The 19,935-nt window shown below is 68.3% G+C and carries 16 protein-coding genes; 15 read left to right on the top strand and 1 reads right to left on the bottom strand.

Annotation, left to right across the window (positions count from 1 at the left end):
• The first annotated feature begins 59 nt into the window (after window positions 1-59).
• The 12 genes from KUG41_RS03820 (at window position 60) to KUG41_RS03765 (ending at window position 14,272) form a co-directional block, all read left to right on the top strand.
• On the top strand, window positions 60-1,154 hold the full coding sequence (locus tag KUG41_RS03820) for an NAD-dependent epimerase/dehydratase family protein (RefSeq protein WP_254216801.1): 1,095 nt from the start codon (window positions 60-62) through the stop codon (window positions 1,152-1,154).
• The gene (locus KUG41_RS03815) at window positions 1,151-2,371 is read left to right on the top strand and encodes a glycosyltransferase family 4 protein (RefSeq protein WP_216901262.1); all 1,221 of its coding nucleotides are present in this window, start codon (window positions 1,151-1,153) and stop codon (window positions 2,369-2,371) included. The genes KUG41_RS03820 and KUG41_RS03815 overlap by 4 nt, the downstream gene beginning before the upstream one ends.
• A gap of 4 nt (window positions 2,372-2,375) precedes the next feature.
• A complete protein-coding gene (gene asnB, locus KUG41_RS03810; protein ID WP_216901261.1) occupies window positions 2,376-4,187 on the top strand; it encodes an asparagine synthase (glutamine-hydrolyzing) in 1,812 nt (603 codons plus the stop codon).
• Window positions 4,188-4,436: 249 nt separating this feature from the next.
• Window positions 4,437-6,188, top strand: a complete 1,752-nt coding sequence (locus KUG41_RS03805; protein WP_216901260.1) for a carbamoyltransferase C-terminal domain-containing protein — start codon at window positions 4,437-4,439, stop codon at window positions 6,186-6,188.
• Window positions 6,185-7,060: a glycosyltransferase gene (locus KUG41_RS03800; RefSeq protein ID WP_216901258.1), complete on the top strand. Its 876-nt coding sequence runs from the start codon at window positions 6,185-6,187 to the stop codon at window positions 7,058-7,060. Before KUG41_RS03805 ends, KUG41_RS03800 begins: the two co-directional genes overlap by 4 nt.
• A gap of 92 nt (window positions 7,061-7,152) precedes the next feature.
• Window positions 7,153-7,818, top strand: coding sequence for a hypothetical protein (locus KUG41_RS03795; RefSeq protein ID WP_216901256.1), 666 nt, complete (start codon window positions 7,153-7,155; stop codon window positions 7,816-7,818).
• Window positions 7,819-7,834: 16 nt separating this feature from the next.
• Entirely contained in the window at window positions 7,835-8,779 is a 945-nt protein-coding gene (locus KUG41_RS03790; RefSeq protein ID WP_216901254.1) for a hypothetical protein, read from the top strand.
• Window positions 8,776-9,714, top strand: a complete 939-nt coding sequence (locus KUG41_RS03785; protein WP_216901252.1) for a glycosyltransferase family 4 protein — start codon at window positions 8,776-8,778, stop codon at window positions 9,712-9,714. The genes KUG41_RS03790 and KUG41_RS03785 overlap by 4 nt, the downstream gene beginning before the upstream one ends.
• A 271-nt stretch (window positions 9,715-9,985) precedes the next feature.
• Window positions 9,986-11,923 carry a nucleoside-diphosphate sugar epimerase/dehydratase gene (locus KUG41_RS03780; protein ID WP_216901250.1) on the top strand — a complete coding sequence of 646 codons (1,938 nt, stop codon included), beginning with the start codon at window positions 9,986-9,988 and terminating at the stop codon, window positions 11,921-11,923.
• Window positions 11,920-12,858 (top strand): archaeosortase/exosortase family protein, encoded by a 939-nt coding sequence (locus tag KUG41_RS03775; RefSeq protein ID WP_216901248.1) that lies wholly within the window; start codon window positions 11,920-11,922, stop codon window positions 12,856-12,858. Before KUG41_RS03780 ends, KUG41_RS03775 begins: the two co-directional genes overlap by 4 nt.
• Window positions 12,855-13,523, top strand: coding sequence for a hypothetical protein (locus tag KUG41_RS03770; protein ID WP_216901246.1), 669 nt, complete (start codon window positions 12,855-12,857; stop codon window positions 13,521-13,523). Before KUG41_RS03775 ends, KUG41_RS03770 begins: the two co-directional genes overlap by 4 nt.
• 197 nt (window positions 13,524-13,720) lie before the next feature.
• The gene (locus KUG41_RS03765; RefSeq protein WP_216901244.1) at window positions 13,721-14,272 is read left to right on the top strand and encodes a hypothetical protein; all 552 of its coding nucleotides are present in this window, start codon (window positions 13,721-13,723) and stop codon (window positions 14,270-14,272) included.
• Here KUG41_RS03765 and KUG41_RS16060 read toward each other — a convergent pair.
• Window positions 14,263-16,677: a polysaccharide biosynthesis tyrosine autokinase gene (locus tag KUG41_RS16060; RefSeq protein WP_216901242.1), complete on the bottom strand. Its 2,415-nt coding sequence runs from the start codon at window positions 16,675-16,677 to the stop codon at window positions 14,263-14,265. The genes KUG41_RS03765 and KUG41_RS16060 overlap by 10 nt on opposite strands.
• A 389-nt stretch (window positions 16,678-17,066) precedes the next feature.
• Here KUG41_RS16060 and KUG41_RS03755 point away from each other — a divergent pair, with 389 nt between their 5' ends.
• The 3 genes from KUG41_RS03755 (at window position 17,067) to KUG41_RS03745 (ending at window position 19,933) form a co-directional block, all read left to right on the top strand.
• Complete coding sequence (locus tag KUG41_RS03755) at window positions 17,067-18,158, top strand: polysaccharide biosynthesis/export family protein (RefSeq protein WP_216901234.1); 1,092 nt, start codon at window positions 17,067-17,069, stop codon at window positions 18,156-18,158.
• Between the two features lie 12 nt (window positions 18,159-18,170).
• A complete protein-coding gene (locus tag KUG41_RS03750) occupies window positions 18,171-19,250 on the top strand; it encodes a hypothetical protein (protein ID WP_216901232.1) in 1,080 nt (359 codons plus the stop codon).
• Window positions 19,251-19,318: 68 nt separating this feature from the next.
• A complete protein-coding gene (locus KUG41_RS03745) occupies window positions 19,319-19,933 on the top strand; it encodes an outer membrane beta-barrel protein (protein WP_216901230.1) in 615 nt (204 codons plus the stop codon).
• Window positions 19,934-19,935 lie beyond the last annotated feature (2 nt).

Below are 19,935 nucleotides of genomic sequence, written 5' to 3'. Positions count from 1 at the left end.
GTTCGATTAAGGTCCGGCCGATAAGGTCTACCCACACCTCTCAGGGCCGGCGAACGCCGATGACCGTCACCAGGTCGGCATTCCCCTGTCCCGTCGATTTCTCCGCCTCGCTCTCCTCGATGCCTTCGATCCTGATCACCGGCGGCGCCGGTTTCATCGGCGTCAACGCCGCCCAGCACTTCGCCTCTCTGGGCTGGGACGTGCAGATTCTTGACAACCTCTCCAGACGCGGCACCGAGGACAATCTCCGCTGGCTGCTGGACCAGCATCCCGGCATCACGTTCCATCGGGTGGACATTCGCCAGGCCGACGCCCTGGCCGAGGTGGTGGCTTCGGTAAGGCCCTCGATGCTGCTGCACCTGGCGGCCCAGGTGGCAGTCACCACCTCCTACACCAACCCCAGGGAGGATTTCGAGATCAACGCCGCCGGCAGCTTCAATGTGATGGAGGCCGTGCGACTCCAGTCCCCGGAAAGTTTCGTGCTCTATGCCTCCACCAACAAGGTGTACGGCGGCATGGAAACGGTGCCGGTGGAGCTGACCCCCCACGGCTACCGCTTCCGGGATCTCACCGCCGGGGTGCCGGAGAGTCAGCCCCTGGATTTCCACTCCCCCTACGGCTGCTCCAAGGGGGTCGCTGACCAGTACACGATCGACTACGCCCGCATCTACGACCTGCGCACCTGCGCCTTCCGCCAGTCGTGCATCTACGGAACCCGCCAGTTCGGCATCGAAGACCAGGGCTGGGTGGCCTGGTTCAGCATCGCCGCCCTGCTGGAGCGGCCCATCACCCTCTACGGCGACGGCTGGCAGACCCGCGATGTGCTCGACGTGCGCGACCTGGCCCGGGCCTATGAGGCCGCCTGGCACCACCGTGAGGACATCAGCGGCCAGGCCTTCAACATCGGCGGCGGCCCGGTCAACACCCTCTGCCTGCGGGACCTGCTGGGCTTCCTGGAGGAGGAGCTGGCGATCAGCCTCTCCCCCCTCAGCGGCCAGTCCCGCCCCGGCGACCAGCCGGTGTTCATCTGCGACATCAGCAAGGCCGCCGCGCAGCTGGGCTGGACCCCTCAGGTCCAGGTCAACGACGGCGTGCGCCACCTGATCCGCTGGGTGCGCGACAACCGGGACCTGTTCGGCTGGCTGGCGCCATGATCCGGCCGCGGGCCCTGGTCAGCACCATCGAACCGGTGGATGGGGGTGTGCCCGCCATGACCCGCTGCATCACCGGGATGCTGGAGGAGCTGGACATCGAACCGGTCTTCGCCTGGTACATGCCGTGGAGCAGCCATCCGCGCCTGTCGGTGCCGCTGCATGCCGTGGCCAGCGGCCGCCGGCCAGGCGGGATCAGTCGTCGGGTCTACGGAGACCACGAGGGCCATGGCCTGGGGGCCTGGCTGCCGGAACTGGAATTCACCCACTACCTGCCGCGGCGAGCCTGGCGGGAGTTGACGGCCAGCTGCGACATCCACCTGTCGGTCACCGGCAATCCCCTCTGTGCCACCCCCTTCGCCCGCCTGGGGATTCCCTTCCTCGCCTGGGTGGCCACCCCCTGGGAGGCGGATCGGGTCGACCGGGTCAGGGGCTTCTCGAGGCCCCGGCGTCTGCTGGACCGGGCCCTCAACCGTCCCGTGCTGAAGCGGCTGGAGCGCCAGGTGCTGCGGGCCCCCCGGGGTCGCATCCTGGCGTTGAGTTCCTACACGGCGGCGGCCCTGGAAGCCATCGCCGGCCGGCCCATGGACGGGGTGATGCCCATGCCGGTGAACCCGGAGGTCTTCCGGCCGGCCCCAGGCCGCCTGGTGCCCTGGCGCATCGGCTTCGCCGGACGCTACGGCGACCCCCGCAAACAGATCAGCCTGCTGCTCGACGCCGTGGCCCGCCTCGTCGCCGCCGGACGGCCGGTCCAGCTCGTCCTGGCCGGTGAGCAGAACGTCGATCTGCTCAGCGGACGGCTGGAGGCCATGGGTCTCGGGGAGCGGGTGCGGTGCCATCCCTGCCTGGCCCCCGCCCCCCTGGCGGAGGTGCTGCAGACCCTTGATCTGTTTGTGATCCCCTCTCATCAGGAGGGCCTTTGCATCGCCGCTCTCGAAGCCATGGCCTGCGGGGTGCCGGTGGTCAGCACCCGCTGCGGCGGCCCGGAGGACTACGTGATCGAGGAACGCACGGGCCAGCTGGTGGCCGGCGATCCCGTTGCCATGGCAGCGGCGATCGCGGCGATCTGCGGGGATCGTCGCCGCAGGGAGGCTCTCTCCAGCGGCGCGCTGGCCTGGGTGCGGGAGCAGGCCAGCCCCACCGCGGCCCGACGCACCTTCCAGGCCCACCTGGAGGCGCTCACAGCGGCCGGAACCCTTCCTGCCGCCCGGGGGGCGTAGGGCGATGTGCGGCATCGCGGGGCAGCTGGGCAGGACACCGGGCACCTTCGCCGAACGGGTCGGCCCCCGTCTCGCCCACCGGGGGCCGGATGACGCCGGTGTCTGGCAGGACGCCGACACCTGCCTGGTGCACCGGCGGCTGGCGATTCTGGATCTCTCCCCGCTCGGCCACCAGCCCATGGCCTCCGCCTGCGGCCGCTGGCAGCTGGTCTTCAACGGCGAGATCTACAACCATGCCGAGCTGCGCCGGCAGCTGGAAGCGGAGGGGCACGGCTTCCGGGGCAGCGGCGACACCGAGGTGCTGCTGGCCTGGTTGATCCGGCGGGGTCCTGGCGGGCTGGGGGCCCTGAGGGGCATGTTCGCCTTCTGCCTGTTCGACACCCTGGAGCGCACCGCCCTGCTGGCCCGCGATCCCCACGGCATCAAGCCCCTCTACCTGCGTTCCGGGCCGGACGGCAGCCTGGCCTTCGCCTCCGAGCTGCGTGCCCTGCTGGCAGCCGAGGAGGCTCCTCCCACCCTGGATCGGCGGGCCCTGGGGCGCTATCTGGCCACCGGCTCGGTGCCTGAACCCGCCACCCTGGCGGAGGGCGTGCAGCGTCTGCCCAGCGGCCACGCCGCCACCTGGAGCCGGGGCCGGCTCAGCATCAGTCCCTGGGGGCCCCTGCCGGAGAGCCTCGGGGCCGCCATCCCGGAGACCATGTCGGCGGATGACGCCGTGGCCCTCACCCGCGCCGCATTGGAGGATTCGGTGGCCGCCCACATGGTGAGCGACGTGCCGGTGGGGCTGTTCCTGAGCGCCGGCCTCGACTCCGCCTCCCTGCTCGCCCTCGCCCCCCGGGGACTGCACACCTTCACCATCGGCTTTGAGGAGACGGGAGCGGGCGGCTTCGACGAATCCGCACCGGCGGCACAGATCGCCGCCCACTTCGGCAGCCACCACACGCCTCTGAACCTCACGGCAGACCAGGCCCGGCAGTGGCTGCCCAGCTTCCTGGCCAGCCAGGACCAACCCTCCATCGATGGTTACAACACCTGGTGCGTGGCCCGGCTGGCCCGCGAGCACGGGCTGAAGGTGGCCCTCTCCGGACTCGGCGGCGACGAGCTGTTCGGGGGCTATCCCAGCTTCCGCATGGTGCCCAAGCTGTGCCGCTGGCGGGGACGCCTCGGGCCGGCCGGCCCGCTGGCCGCGGGCCTGCTGCGGCGACTGCCGAAAGGCCGACGGGCCCGGCAGCAGCGGCTGGCGGGACTGCTGGAAAACCCGGCCTCCCTCCATCAGGCCTACGCCTGCTTCCGGGGGCTCTTCTCCCCAGCCGAGACCCACCGCCTGCTGGCCCACTGGGAACTCGTGCCTGACGGTCCGGCGGCTCCCCCTGACGGGGGAACGGGGGAACGGGACGGCAGCGAAGCGGTGGCCTGGCTGGAGGGAACCCGTTATCTGCGCAACCAGCTGCTGCCGGACAGCGACGTGATGGCCATGGCCGCCGGTCTGGAACTGCGCCTGCCCCTGGTGGACGCCCAGCTGCAGCGCCGGCTGGCGCCGATCCCCGCCGCCCTGCGGCTGGCCAGAGGCAAGCAGCTGCTGGAGGCCAGCATGCCGGAGCTGCCCGAATGGTTCCTGAACCGCCCCAAACAGGGGTTCCGCTTCCCCTTCCAGCTCTGGCTGGACGATCCGGCCTCCCCCCTGGCCCTGCGGCTGCCATCAACACCGCCCGGGATCGACCTGACGCCCTGGTACCGCCGCTGGAGCCTGATGGTGCTGCAGCACTGGCTCGAGGCCCACCTCGGCCTCAGCCTGCCCATGGAGCCGGGCTCCTGAGGCCCCCCCGGGAGCTGCGATCACGGGCGACCCAGCCGTCCATGAAAGTTCCCCTAGGATTCCGCCGCAGGTTGCATCAGCCAGGGCTTCGGATCCGCCCTTCCGCCGAGGGAGGCCGAGGTCGACCGGATGGTGCCGACCATCGGGCCGACCGGGGGTTCACTCCGGGAGAATGACCCCTCAGACCCTTCCGAGAGCCGCTGCCGCCATCGGCTCCTGCCGCCACCCGTCATCCGGTTCAGCAGCTTCATGACGCTCATCCTGGGCATCAACGCCTTTCACGCCGATGCCGCCGCCGCCCTGATCCGCGATGGGGTGATCGTCGCCGCGGCCGAGGAGGAACGCTTCCGCCGCATCAAGCACTGGGCGGGCTTCCCCTCGCAGGCGATGGCCTGGTGCCTCAGCGATGCCGGCGTGGCCCCCGACGAACTCGACCACATCGCGATCAATTCCCTGCCGGGAGCCCACCGCTGGCGCAAGGTGGCCTACACCCTGGGCCACCGTCCCGATCCCCGCTTCCTGATCGACCGCTGGCGCAACAAGCGGGAGCGGGCCGACCTGGGCCAGCAGCTGGCTGCGGCCTTCCCAGGGGCCGAGATCCGGGCCCGGCTGCACTTCGTGGAGCACCACCGGGCCCACCTGGCCTCAGCCTTCTTCGCCTCCCCCTACGAGGAGGCCGCCGTGATCTCGGTGGATGGCTTCGGCGACTTCGCCAGCGGAGCCTGGGGCCACGGCCAGGGCAACCAGCTGAGCCTGGACGGTCAGATCTGGTTTCCCCATTCCCTGGGCGCCTTCTACACCGCCATCACCCAGTACCTGGGCTTCCCGAACTACGGCGATGAATACAAGGTGATGGGCCTGGCCCCCTATGGCCAGCCCACCCGGATGGAGGCCATGCGGCGCATCGTGCGCCTCCAGCCCGATGGCACCTACCGGCTGGACCTGCGCTACTTCCGCCATGCCACCCAGCGGCTGCCGCACCAGTGGAGCCATGGCGCGCCGGTGGTGGGCAGCCACTGGAGCCCGGAGCTGGAAGCCCTGCTCGGCCCCGCCCGCGCAGCCGACGAGCCCCTTGCCCAGCACCACATGGACATCGCCCGTTCGGCCCAGGCCATGTACGAGGAAGCCTTCTTCCACCTGCTCCGGGCCCTGCACCGCAGCCATCCCAGCGACCAGCTGTGCATCGCCGGCGGCTGCGGCGCCAATTCCGTGGCCAACGGCAAGGTGACTCTGGAAACCCCTTTTCGCCACGTCTACGTGCAGGCGGCGGCCGGCGATGCCGGCGGCGCTCTGGGGGCGGCGCTGGAGGTGTGGCACGGGCTGGGACAGCCCCGCTCGGCCGCCATGCGCCACGCCTACCTGGGCAGCCGCCCGGCCCCCGGGGAAATCGAGGAGCTGCTCAGCGGAGAGGCCACCCGCACAGCCCTGGAGCAGGCCCATTGCCGCCTGGCGCGGCCGGAGGACGGGGAGCTCTGCGGCCAGGTGGCCGAGGCGATCGCTCAGGGGCTGGTGGTGGGCTGGTTCGAGGGCCGGATGGAATGGGGTCCGAGGGCCCTGGGCCACCGCTCGATCCTCGGTGACCCGCGCCGGGCCGACATGAAGGACATCCTCAACCTGAAGATCAAGCGCAGGGAATCGTTCCGGCCCTTCGCGCCTTCGGTGCTGGAAGAGGCGGTGGGGGAATGGTTCGCTCTGGAGGGAGAGGTGCCCTTCATGATGCAGGTGTATCCGATCCGTGAAGAGCAGCGGTCCCGCATTCCCGCCGTCACCCACGTGGACGGCAGTGGCAGGCTCCAGACCGTGAACGCCACGGACAACGGGCGCTACTACCGGCTGATCCGGGCCTTCGCCGACCGCACCGGTGTGCCGATGGTGCTCAACACCTCCTTCAATGAGAACGAACCCATCGTCTGCACCCCTGCCCAGGCGCTCGACTGCTTCCTGCGCACCCGGATGGACCTGCTGGTTCTGGGCGACGTGCTGATCCGCCGGCAGGGGTGAGAAGTTTCTCCGCCGCCGGGGTCGGGGCGGTTTCGGACGGACCCGGAACCGGGCTCACCCTGATCGTTCCCACCCTCGATTCCCACCCCCTGCTGCCGCGCCTGGTCACCTCCCTGCAGCGCCAGAGCTGGCCCCACTGGCGCGTGCTGTTCGTCGATGGCCCCAGCGGTCCGGAGCATCGAACCTGGCTGGAAGCGCTCTGTCACCGCGACAGACGCTTCGCCTGGGAGCCCCAGGATCCTGCCCTTCCCGGCATTTTCGGTGCCATGAACCAGGGCTTTCGCGCCGTGCCGGCCGATCACTGGCTGCTGTTCTGGGGGAGTGACGACTGGGCGGCGGGCGCCACCGTGCTGGAGGACGTGATCGCCGCGACCCGGCCGCCCCTTGCCGGGGGCACACCTCCGGATCTGGTGGTCTGCAGGGGGCGTTACGCGGGGGCGGGGCCGGATGGGGCGGTCCGGCTGGGGCGCCCCACGGGCTTCTGCGGCCAACCGAGCTATCGCCTCGGCCTGTTCCTGGGCTCCACCCCACCCCACCAGGCCACCCTGATCGGCCCGGGGGCCCGCCGGCACCTTGATCACTACGCCGAACCCTTCCGGCTCTCCGCCGACCTCGACTACTTCCTGCGGCTGGGAGCCGTTCCGGGCCTCAGGGCGCGGACCCTGCCGCTGGAACTGGTTCACATGGGCTCCGCCGGGGCCAGCGGCCAGCAGACCCGGAGGCGGCTGGAGGAGGTGCGGCTGGCCTACTGGCGCGCCTTCGGCCTCTTCTGGTGGTTTCCATTCAGCCTCCGGTACGTCCGTCGACTCTGGAGCCGCCTTCTGCCCGTCCGGTACGCCCCAAGGGCCGGCCACCGAGGGCCGATAAGCTGATGCCCCGTCCGACCGCTCCGGTGCCCTTGCCGCCACAGGACAGGCCGGACGCGACAGAGGGGCGGGAGACGCCAGATCGCAATCGCGTCCGGGTGCGACGGCTGACGCCGTCGCACGCCGGCACCGGGTCCCGAAGGATCCGGGGCGTTCCCCGCCGTCGCCTTGTTCTGCTGACCCTGGCCGGGATCGCCGGCCTCGGCTGGTTCTTCGCACCCCTGCTGCCCTCTGCGGCACCTCCGTCCCCTGCCGCACCGGACCCGGCCTCTACGGGGGCCAGCACCGGACCCTGGGTGATTTCGGCGCTGGTCGACGATCCCTGGCGAGGCCATTCAGCCCTGCTGCTCTGGCAGCAGTACCCGGGCTCCATCCTGGTGTTCCAGGGCAACGCCGAGTATCAGGCCATCACCCGCCAGCACCTGCTGAATCGTGGCCTGTGGCCCCAGGACACCTCAAAGCTGATCCGGCTGCTGCCCGGCTGCGACACGGTCGGGCAGGTGACAGCCCTGGCCCGTCGGCTGGAAACCTGGCCGAGACCCGGGCGCCTCACGATCGTGACCGCCGAGACCCACATGGCCCGCACCCTGGCCATCGCCCGGATCATCTATGCCGGCAGCGGCTGGCAGGTGGACGGATTCGATGCCGACACGGGCGATCTGCGGCCCGAATCCCAACTGCGCCTCTGGCGCGACCAGCTGCGCTCCTCCCTCTGGCGCCTCACCGGCTGGGACGGCCGGCTCGACAGCAATGACTGCCGCTGACAGCCTTGCCACCCCGATGACCGCCGTTGATCCTTCCCTGACCGGCCCCGCCCCGGCTCCCATCACCCTCTTCGGAGCCTCCACCCCGAGCGGGCAGGCCCTGATCGGCCTGGCGGGCGATCGGCCCCTGACCGTGGCTGGACGCCGCCCACCCCCTTGTCCCACCGCGAACGGTGAGCCGCTGCCGTTCCTGCGCTGCGATCTGGACGACCACGGCGTTCCCGTCCAGACGCCGGCAGGACGGCTGCTGAGCTTTGCGCCGATCTGGTCCTTCGCACCCTGGCTGGCCCGCTGGGCCAGCCAGGAGCCGGAAAGCTTCGCCGATCTGCAGGGGGTGGTGGCCTGCTCCTCCTCCTCGGTGATCACCAAGCGTTTCGCCGCCAATCGCTTCGACCGGGATCTGGTCCGGCGGCTGCGGCAGGCCCAGGACCTGCTGACGAGCACCTGCACCGCCCACCGGGTGCCCCTGCGGATCCTTGCGCCCACACTGATCTACGGCCAGGCGGGCCCGCTCGGGGACCGCAACCTCAGCCAGCTGCGGAGCCTGCTGCGCCGCCTGCCCCTGCTGCCCCTGCCCGACCGGGGGGGTCTGAGGCAACCGATCCACTGCCGCCAGCTGGCTGCCGTGGCCCTGCATCTGGCCGACCGGCTCAGCGCCGGCGGGCCGGACCCGTCCGAGCCGGTGCTGTTACCCCTGGGCGGCGATGACACCCTCTCCTACGCCGCCATGCTCCAGCGCCTCCAGGGTGCGACGGTGCCGGGGGATCCGGCCCGCCGCTGCCGACTGGTGGCCCTGCCGCCACGACTGTTCCAGCTGCTGGCCACCCCACTGCTGCTCCTGTCGCCGAAAGGCTTCGAGGCCGTGCAGCGGATCGGCTCCGACCTGGCCGGGTTCACCCCGGCGCACAGCATCCTGGGGGGGGCCCCGGAGGCGTTCCCCGTGCATCCCCTGGTGCCATGACCACGCCGGCCGGGCTGGCCGTCCTGCTGCTGGGCGGCGGTGGCGGTGCCCTGTTGTTGCAGCTCCTGCTTCCCTGGCTGCGCCGGAGGCTGGTGGATCAGCCCAACGCCCGCAGCTCCCACCGGCAGCCCACACCCCGGGGCGGAGGGCTGGCCTTCGTGATCACTGCCACCGTGCTCGCCCCGGTGGCCGGCAGCGGCTGGCTGGCCTGGATTCCCCTGCTCTGTCTGCCCCTGGCCCTGGTGGGCCTGCTGGATGACCGCCTCAATCTGCCGGCCGCGGGCCGCTACGGGATCCAGATCGTCACGGCGCTGCTGCTGGTGGCGATCAGCCCCCTGGGGCTGCCCTGGTGGCTGGGGCCGCTGGCGGTGGTCGCCGTCACGGCAGTGATCAATTTCGTCAACTTCTGCGATGGGCTCGATGGACTCGTCGCCGGTTGCGCCGCGGTCCTGCTCGGGGTCGCGGCCCTGGAGATGGCGCCCGCTGCCGGCCTCGCCCTGTTGCCCCTGATCGGGGCCCTGTTGAGTTTCCTGGTCTGGAACTGGAGTCCGGCCAGGGTGTTCATGGGCGATGTGGGCAGCACGTTCCTCGGGGCGGTGATCGCCGGGGTGGTCCTGCAGCAGGCCTCTCCGGCGAGGGCCCTGGGTCTGCTGCTGGTGGGATTTCCGCTGCTGGGGGATGCCTGCCTGTGTGTGCTGCGTCGCTGGCGAGCCGGCCAGCCGATCTTCCAGGCCCATCGGCTGCACCTGTACCAGCGTCTGCAGCAGGCCGGCTGGTCCCATGGTCGGGTGTCCCTGCTTTACATCACCGCCACCGGCCTGCTGGGCTGGGCCCTGCTCAGCCATGGTCTGGCGCTGGAGCTCGCCCTGCTGCTGGTGGAACTGGCGCTGGGCCTCTGGCTGGATCGGCACCGGGCCGTGCCGTTCTCCCCCTGAAGGCGCACTAACATCAACGTCGCGAGGTGTTGTTCAGCACATGGGCCTTACAGGATGGCAAGGCCCTGACATTGGATCAAGAATCACTCCTCTATCATATTGTCAGTCAGAAATGTCACTCAGAAACCAATGTTGTACGCCTACTCCAGACGTCCACTTGCGAGCCATGAATAGCTGTTCTCTCCACTGAATCTCATCTCTTTTTTCCATCTTCTCCTTGAATTCTAAGTCATCTCTTTCCTGATCGCTCGCTTCCCTCTGATCTGAACGGTTGATTTTTCGACTCTCATTTCTCCGCTATGTGCACAAGCAGCTGCTGGCCCGCAGGCTGCTGCTGGTCGTCTTCGACGGTCTGCTGATCATGGGCGCCTATCTCGGCGCATTCTTTCTGCGGCTTCCGGACACCGCCACGCTTCAGGGCTTTCTTCCCTCCACCATCCGCCTGCTGCCCCTGGCCGTGATCACGGGTCTGCCCGTGCTCGTGCTCTCGGGATGGTATCGGGGCCTGACCCGCTACGCCGGCAGCCATTCGCTCTATGGGCTGGTGCCCCGGGCCGGCGTGATGGTGCTGATCCTGCTGCTGATCAGCACCCTGCTGGGCGGCCCCCAGCCGCCCCGTTCCTTCTGGATCCTCTACTGGCTGCTGTTCACCGGTGGGGCCATCGCCAGCCGCATCGTGCTGCGGGATGTCCTGATCCATCATCTGGATCAGCGCGAGAACCACGGCCGCGGCATCGCCAAGGGCGATGGCACCGTGATCTACGGCGCCGGGTCCTCCGGCATGGGTCTGCTGCTGGCCCTGCGCAACGACCCCCGCTTCCGCGTCGTCGGATTCCTGGACGACGACGAGAACCTCCAGGGGCGCACCCTCCAGAACCTCGCCATCGACACACCCCTGAGGCTGCCCCGGCTGATCGAACGGCACCGGGTACGCAGGGTCCTGCTGGCCATGCCCACCATCTCCCGACACCGGAAGCGGCTGCTGGTCGACCAGCTCACCCGTCTGGGCCTGGAGGTGCTGTCGATTCCCTCCCTGGCCCAGATGGCCAGTGGTCAGCGCATCGTCTCCGACCTCCAGCCGGTGGCCATCGAGGACCTGCTGGGCCGGGAACCCTCCAACCCGGATCCGCTGCTGCTGAAGGCCGGGGTTGAGGCCAAGGTGGTGCTGGTCACCGGCGCCGGGGGCTCGATCGGCAGCGAACTCTGTCGTCAGATCGTCACCCTCGGTGCCAGCCGACTGCTGATGGTGGAGCGCAACGAATTCGCCCTCTACGCCATCGAACGGGAACTGCGTTCCCGCCCCGCCGGCACCGAACTGCATGCGGTGCTGGGCGACGCCTGCGACGCCGATCGCCTCACCAGGCTGTGCCTCCACCATGGAGTGGCCACGATCTTCCATGCCGCCGCCTACAAGCACGTTCCCCTGGTGGAAGCCAACCTCTGCGCCGGCATCGCCAACAACATCCGGGCGACCGAAGCGGTGATCGCGGCCACCCGCGGCTCCGGGGTGGAGCGGCTGACCCTGATCTCCACCGACAAGGCCGTGCGGCCCACCAATGTGATGGGAGCCAGCAAACGCATCTGCGAGCTGCTGATCCAGGCCGCCGCCGATGACGTCGAGCCCGGCGGACCGATCCTGTCCATGGTGCGGTTCGGCAACGTGCTGGGCTCCTCGGGATCCGTGATCCCGCTCTTTCACCAGCAGATCTCCGAGGGTGGCCCCGTCACCGTCACCCACCCCGCGATCACCCGCTACTTCATGACCATCCCGGAGGCCGTTCAACTGGTGCTGCAGTCGACCGGGATGGCCATCGGCGGCGACCTCTTCCTGCTGGACATGGGCGAACCGGTCCGCATCGCCGACCTTGCCCGGCAGATGATCGAGCTCTCCGGTCTCCGGGTCCGTGACGAGCACAACAGCGAGGGCGACATCGCGATCCATTACTCCGGTCTGAGGCCCGGGGAAAAGCTCTACGAGGAGCTGCTGATCAGTCCCCAGGATCAGCCGACACGCCACCCCCTGATCCGGCGAGCCACGGAGCCGCACCGGCACAGCGATCAGCTGGCCCCCCTGATCCACCAGCTGCACGACGCCCTCGCCAGCTGGGACGAGGAAGGAGCCGGTCAGCTGCTGCGACGTCTCGTACCCGAATACGATCCGGGCGACGGTCACCCGGCCACGCCCCTGGTCGATGCCCTGATCCGATGAATCATCTCGTCCATCGCCTCTCCAGCGGACTGCTGCAGAGAATTCCCCAGGCCTGGAGGGATGCCGTCCCCGCCATTCCCCCGGCCACGCCCCGAAATCTCTGGCTGGCCCTGGCCGCGGCGGTGGCGATCCAGAACATCGCCGTCTTTCAGAGCAGCCAGACGGAGCACACCACCGTCTTCGCCCTGCTGGTGTGGGGAGGCGCGGTGATCTGCATGGAGGATCAGTTCGAAGACCTGAGGCCGCAGCCCTCCGGCCCTGGGCTGGTCGTGGGGAGTCTGCTGCTGCTGTGGGTCCTGACCCGCTCCGCCCTGATCCTGCACTGGGACGGCCTGCTGTTCGCCCTCGCACCGATCGGCGGCCTGGCCCTGGGCCTGATGGGGGAGAAGCCCGGCGGCCTGGGACGCTTCCGCGATCCCTTTCTCTGCCTGATGTCCCTGCCGGCCTTCGCCCTGCTGATGCGTGCCTTGCCGGAGGCTCCAATCAGTCTGGTCACCGCCCGATTGTCGGGGGTCTGGCTGAGTGTGCTCGGTCTCGACGTGGTGGTCAATGCCAGAAATGTGCTTCTCCCCGGCGGCGGGGTTCAGGTGCTCGGTCCCTGTAACGGGCTGGACATGATGGCCCAGATCCTCTGTGTGGGAGTGATCTTTCTTCTGGCCTTCCCGATCCGGTCCTGGACCAGCCGCTGCCTGGTGCTGCTCATCGCGCCCCTGATCGGGCTGATCTGCAACACGTTCCGCATTGCCCTGCTCGCCCTCTGTGCCGGCTACGGCCACTCGAAAGGGAGCTGGTTGTTCGATTTCTTCCACGAGAGCACCGGATCCCTGGTCTTTTCCGGGGTGGCGGTCCTGTTGTTCGGCATGGCCTACATGCGGTTGCTGGAAAGGGAACTGCCCCCCCTGCCATCGCCAACCGGGCGGGAGGAGCGGCCATGATCGGCGCCCCTCTGCTGGTCCGCTGGTACGGCACCGTGGCCGCCATCGCCGCCCTGCTGGCGGCCCAGGCCATCGTCCTCCCCCGCTGGCCATCGGCTCCGTCGCCGCTGCCGCGTCAGCCCCTGGAGGCGGCCCTCAGGCGGGAAGGCCTCCTCGCGCCGGACGATCCCCCGTCCGCCGTTCCTGCCTGGCCTGCCAGCCGTGGCTTCGAACTCTCCACCTCGGCGCCGGTGGTGTTCCCTCTGACCAGGGGCCTGACGCTCACCCTGATGGCAGGTTCCGTGCGGCAGCGCCTGAATCTGCAGGCCGCCTTCATCGGCCGGGATCAGCCCAGCCTCAGCCTCGAGCAGCGACGCGAGATCAGGACACCGACCCCCAGTGCCGCAGGACGGATCCAGAAGGACGCCGCCCTCCAGACCTGTCTGGTGCGTGGCAGGGGTCTGGTCGATGGCTACGGCGTGACCTGGGAAGAGCTGGGGCCCTTCACCGATCGGCTGGCCAGCGGCTGGGTTGCCGGCCTGGAGCGGATCGCCGGCCTGCAGCCCAACCGGGATTACGGCTGCACCCTCATCAGCCTGCGGGGAGCCAGGGGCACACCGCCGTCACCGGAAACCTGGGAACAGGTTCTGAGCACGGTGGAGCCCGTGCTGCGAACACCTGATTAGGTCGGCACCTCCATCACCGAACCAGCCTCGGCCTCTCCCGCTCCCCCCGGCCTCGCCTTCCTTCCCATGCAAATGACGGCTTCCTCGCGTCTCCCCCATGAAGCCTGCGCGGCCATGGCGGTACCTGCTGGGGTCCGTTGGTGATCGGTGCCCTGCTGCGGTTGCTGCAACCCCGGCCCCGTCTCCCCCCAGCTGGGATGGCTGCCGGGTCCCTGTCCTTCAGCTGGGTGCTGACGAACCAGCTGGCCATCGGTCCCCTGCCACGCAGCGACAGCCACTGGCTCCAACTGGAGGAAGCAGGCTTCAGCAGCCGGTTCAGCTGCTGCTATCCGGAAGAGGAGCAGGGAATCAACCTCCCGGAGGGCTGGAGGAGCGACCGCATCAGCCTTCCCGACCATCGGGAACAGGAAGCCATGCGCACCGAGGCGCTGGTCCTGGCGATCACCCGGGCCCAGGCGCTGCTGCAGGAGGCCCCGCCCCTCTATCTCCACTGCATGGCGGGGCGCGAGCGCTCCCCCCTGCTGGCGGTGGGGTTGACGGCGCGCCTGCGGGGCATCGACCTGCTGGAAGCCCTGGCCTGGGTGCGCCGCTGCCATCCCATGGCGATGCCGATCTATCCCCACCTGGTGATGCTCGACAGCCTGATCAGCGAGGGCTTCGGGACCCCTGGTGCCGGGGCCGACAAGCCGATGGGGGGGAGGGTGAGGGGCCGCGGAACGGTCGGCCGCTCTCCCGACATTCAACCCTGATTCCTGCCGCCGAAGCGGCGACGCAACCAGGCCAGAGGACCACCACCGGACCGGCGCACAGATGAGCTGCGCTCAGAGCGGGGAAGGTAACTGCCGTTGCCCCGATCAGGGGACAAGGACGGACCGGACGAGGCAGCAGAGTCGGCTGACGGGGGAGGGGCGTCGACGCCAGCCTGAAAATAGGTCTTGACGTCGGATTCACCTTCGTTGTGACGGGAGTTGGTCGGGGCGCCCTTCATATAGCTGTCCCGGTAGCGCTTGACATAGTTGCCGAAACCTCCATACCCCTGGCCCTGGGAAGCGCTCTTGGCGTAACCGGAGGCCGATGCGTAGGCATAGTGGTAGTAGTAGCCATATTCATAGCCGTAGTCATTGAGCCGGCTCGGGAAGTTCACCTGGTTGCAGATGATGCCCAGCACATCGACACCGGTGGCTCTGATGCGGCGGCTCGCCTGGGGCGCCAACTCCCGGCTGACCTTGCCCAGACCCACAAGGAAGAGAATGCCATCGAGCTTCTCACCCAGCAGGATCGGGTCGGCCAGCATCAGGCAGGGGGGCGCATCCACGATGACGATGTCGTAGCCGGGAAGGGCACGGATCTCCTCCATGATTTCCTTGCAGCGGCTGGAATTCAGCAGTTTTGCAGGATCGGGAGGCTTCGGACCGGCAGGCAGCACATCCATGTTTTCGGCGATGGTGTGGATCAGATCCGTGGTGTTGCGACTGGAATCGGAGAGCAGGGTGGAGAGGCCATCGCCCTGCTCCACACCCAGATATCGGGCCTGCATGGGCAGGCGCATGTCCGAATCCACAATCAGAACCTTCAGGCCGAGATCGGCGAGGGTGCTGGCAAAAACGGTGACTGCGGTGGATTTGCCTTCCCCCTGGGTGGAGGAAGTGATCCCCACCATGCGGATGTTGTTGTCGGCGCGCAGCAGCCGGAAGGTGGTGAAAAGGCTCCGCAGGGATTCCTTGATGGCGAACCGTTCGCTCGACGACATCTTGGAGATGCTGGTGGCGATGTCGACACCGGGCTCCAGAGGCAGATAGGGAATCAGGCCGAGAACAGGCAACTGGAGTTCCTTCTCCACTTCCATCGGCGTATGGAAGACATTGTCGGTTCGCTCCCGCAGGATCGCGGCACCAAGCCCGGCCAGCAGGCCGATCATGATGGCCCTCAGCAGGTTGCGCTGGATGTTGGGTTCCACGGGGCTTTCGCCGAAATCCGGGGGACCGATCACTTCCCAGGGGGTGATCGAGCGGGCCATCTCAAGCCGGTAACGCTCCCTGGCCTGGATGTAGGAGGAATACTGCTCGCGCGCGATGGAGAGTCGTTGGTTGATGTTCTCGAACTCCGACATCTTCTGGGGATTGTTCCGGAAGTTTTCGGTGAGAAGCAGAATCTGACGATTGATCTCATCCTGCTGGGCCAGATTGGACAGCAATCGAGCCCTGACAGCGTCGGCGGCCTGGCGTTGCACCACGGGCAGCAGCTGATTGCGGCGGGCCAGCAGCGACTGAACGATGGGGGAATTCTCCTTGTAGGTGCCCTTGGCGGTGGCCAGTTCCTGCTCGAACTGGTTCAGCAGATCGAGGGGGGTGGGGGTTCCCTTGGCCGCAGCGGCATCGGCAGCGGTGCCACCGCGACCAGGCACCAGAACGGTGTTGCGGCCAAGCTGTTCCAGGGCCGATGGGGCTCCGCTGGGGGTGAACTGCAGCTTGCCGGTCTGAATCGACTTCAGCTGGCTGTCCAACTGGACCTGATCGTTCTGAAGGACGCGAAGCTGACTGACCAGGCCCTCGCGGGCCCCGAGGATCTGGCCGGCCGCCGTGACCGGATCGACGAAATTGTTGCGCTCGCGGAAACGCAGCATCTCCTGGGAGAGCTTCTGCGCCCTGGCCTCGATCGCCGGTGCCTGCTGATCCAGGAAACGGACGCCCGAATTGACGGCCGCCTGGCGCTGGGTGAGGGAGAAGGCGGTGTAATCCTTGGCGAGCTGCCTCAGGATCGCCTTGCCCTTGGCGGGATCGGGCCAGCGGAGGGAGACGTTGAGAACGTTCTCCACCGCAGCCGATTCAGGGTTGATCGAGAGGCTCCCGGCGAGGGCCCCGAGCGGGATGCCCTGGCGCTGAGCCACCGGCCCGAGCAGCAGGGGACTGCGCATCAGCACGATCAGGCTGGGCACGTCGTTCCTGACCTGGCTGCGGGCGACGCTCTCAACCGATCCACCGCCGCCGCCGCCGCTTCCGGTCTTGTCTTCGAAGGGGTTGCTGATCTGCATCTGGAACCCCCCCTGGTACACCGGGGAAAAGATCCGCTGGCGCAGGGTGTTGACGGCGAGCGCGCCGGTCACCACGGCGAAGGTGAGCAGGAAGATGGACTGACGCCGCTTGACGGTCCGCACCAGACCGCCGAGACCACCTGAGCCGCCCTGGCCGTCGGCGGTGGGATTGAGGGGGCTCTGAAGCGGTTGGTCGGAATACTGAGAAGCATGACGTCCGCCGGCAGCGGACGACGGGAAAGACCCCGTTGGCGGAAGACCACCCGGAAAGGCTTCAGGAGGAGCACCCGTCGTGGTCACGCTATGAGCTGCGGGGGAAAGTTGAACTGATGATAATGGCAACCTGGCAAAAAGCCTCTTGACTGCCACGTCTATGGTGGTGATCCGATTAATGACCGTCGGTGGCCTCTCTTTTCAGAACATCCGTACGCCAAGCGGTGTGCAAGCGCTTTCTCAAGCGTTCCGTTAGGCGCCGGTTGTCCGCCGCTGGGGTTGTCGGTCTTTCGGGCCTGATGTTCAGCCCGAGCGGCCTCAGGGCCGCGGTGCCCCAGCCGATCTCCCCACAAAACCAGCCCTCCCCAGCGGCATTCCGATCCACCGTTGCCCAGGCCGCTCCACGGTCCGCTGCGCCGCTGCCCCTCTCCATCACCGAGGTCTACAACGACCTCTACGTGCTCGGCCCAGGCGACGGGCTCCAGCTCACCTTCACCGACCCCTCGGCGGCCTCGATCGGCGGCGGGATCGTGATTCTTCCCGACGGCACCTCCACCCTTTCCCTGCTGGGCTCTGTCCAGCTCACGGGCCTGACCATCGGACAAGCGACCCGCTGGCTCACTTCCCTGTATTCGAAGCAGCTGGTGAGGCCCGAACTCATCCTCAGCCTGACCAGCCCCAGACCCGTCCAGGTCACCATCATCGGGGAGGTGGGGCGTCCCGGCCTCTACCCGCTTCCCTCCTACTCCACACCCGTCTCCGCCATCCAGACCGCCGGCGGGGTCACCCTCAATGCCGACATCCGCAAGGTGCTGCTGCGGCGGCTCGCCGGTCCGGACGGAAGCCAGAAGCAGACCGTGCTCGACCTGGCCCAGGTGTTCATGGTGGGCAACCAGCGCCAGAATCCGATCCTATTCGATGGGGACACCCTGGTGATCGCCCGCACCGAGGAGCTGATCCCCGAAGAGGTGCTTCAGATCGGGGCGACCAACCTGGCCCCAGCCACCATCAGCGTGTCGGTGATCGGGGAGGTAAGGGCCCCTGGCACCCTGAGCCTGCCGGCCAACACCCCCCTCGCCGAAGCCATCTTCCGGGCAGGAGGAGCGGAGAACTGGCGGGCGAACAAGAACAACATCGAACTCGTCAGGCTCAACCGCAACGGCACCACCACCCGGGAGGTGTTCAGTTACAAGGACGGTTTGGCGGGCATCTCCAAAGGTCTGAATCCTCCCCTGAGAGACAGGGACACGATCATCGTCAATCGCTCCTTCTACGCCGAAGCCCTCGACGTCATCAATCAGGTGATCGTTCCCCTCAGTCAGGCCGCCAGCTCCTATTATTTCTTCAGGGACACGTTCAACGGCAACAACAACAACAACAACTTCCGCTGACAGGGCCCAACCATGTATCGCGAACCAACCATCAGCCCCAAGGCCATGGCCTGGGCCCTTCTGAGCCAGTCGATCTGGCTTCCCCTGCTGGCCATCGATGCCCACGACCGCTGGCAGGCCAGGGTCAAGGACTTGACCCCTCACCAGCCTGCCGATCCGAAGGGAACCGACGAGGCCACCGCCTCCCTTGCCGACCCCCTGCCGGAGTCGCCGGGACCATCGGCGCCCTCCCCACTGGATGAGCTGCGCACCACCACCGGCCATGTGCTCAGCTCGGCCTCGGAAAAGATCGGGTCCCTGCTCGATGCCCCGCTCACCCGCAGTCTGGACCTGAGCGGCCCCTCCAACTCCTCCCGGGCCCGGCCCCGCCCAGCCCGCCCGTCGGAGCTTTCCCTGCGGAGCCCCGAGCCGGCGGCCGCCCGCAAGGTCCCTTTCCGGATCGAGGGTCCGGAACTGGGCACCCCTGCCGCAGGCAGAGGTCACGACCTCCTGCAACGCAACTTCTCACGCTCCGAGCTCCTCGGCGGCGTTCTCACCATCCAGGACCTGGGGTCCCCGATGATGCCGCCCATGGCGCGGGCCGAACGGGCACGCTGGGCCAACAGTGGGGATCCCCTGGCTCCCCTGCCGAAGGACCTGCGGGAACCCATGCGCCAGGCCATCCGCACCCTGCCGGCGGCGGCCCCCACCCCATCGGCCAAACCGCAGCAGTCCGCCAAGCTGCAGCAGGGCCGCGTCATCTACGTGCCCTCCACCCGGGTCAGCAAGCCCACCCAGGTCCCCCTGGCCCTGCAGTCGGATGGAACGGTGGATGTGCTCAGCCACCCCGATGATCCCGGGGTGATCGAGGACATCAAGGAATGGTCGAGCCGGCAGCAGGCTCCCGCCCCCGGCTCGGTCACCCCGGCGGTGGTGAACCTGCAGCCCATTCCCGCTGAGATTCCCGTCAAGGCCTCCCCGAGCCCCGCCAGGGTCTCGCCGGTGGCCAGTGCCCCCACCCCTCCCCCACCGGTCCCGGCCGCCGCCGAGGCACCCGCCTCACCGACTCCGGCGCCCTCCCCCGCAGGCAGCGGGATGGTGGCCCCCCAGTGAGTCGCCAGCCAGTGAGACTAGCCACCCTGCAGCCGGGTCTCCTTTTTGTGGGACTGGTCTGTCTGTCCATGGGACCTCCACCAGGACACGCCCAGTCGCTGCCGATCGCTCCATCCCCCTGGGTGCCGGTGGCAGCCGAAGCGCCCGCCGCCGGCTGGGAGCCCGTCACCGACGCCGCGACCCTCCCCCCGGATTACCTGCCCCCACCGGCGAATCGGGATCCAGCCGAGCTCGCCATCCAGCCGCGGCAGGGCAAACCGATCGAGAACGTGGGCATCTACGGCATCGGCGGCGGCATCAATTTCGGCAGTGACCTGCCCAACAGCGGCGTGTTCACCGGGCGGGTGGGCTACAAGCTCAACGAGACCCTGGCCGTCTCCCTGCGTCCCAGCGTGATCTTCGGCAACCGGGATCTGCAGGGCAGGTACAACGGTGAGACCTCCTTCCAGCTCCCCCTCACCCTCGATCTCTTCCGGCGCTCGGTCGTCTCTCCGTACCTGGGCGGCGGCATCGCCACCAACACCTATTCCACCGGTCAGACCAACGCCATGCTCACCGGTGGCCTCGACCTCAACATCACCCGCAACATCACTCTGGGATTCAACGTCAATTACGTCTTCCTGCCCGATGGGGTCAGTTTCGATGCCGTGCAGGCCATGACGCTGCTCTACGTCAAGTTCTGACA

The sequence above is a fragment of the Synechococcus sp. CCY 9618 genome (assembly GCF_019038415.1).
Lineage (GTDB): Bacteria > Cyanobacteriota > Cyanobacteriia > PCC-6307 > Cyanobiaceae > Cyanobium.
The sequence above is the reverse complement of the archived record's forward strand: the minus strand, read 5'-3'. Positions and strand labels throughout refer to the sequence as shown.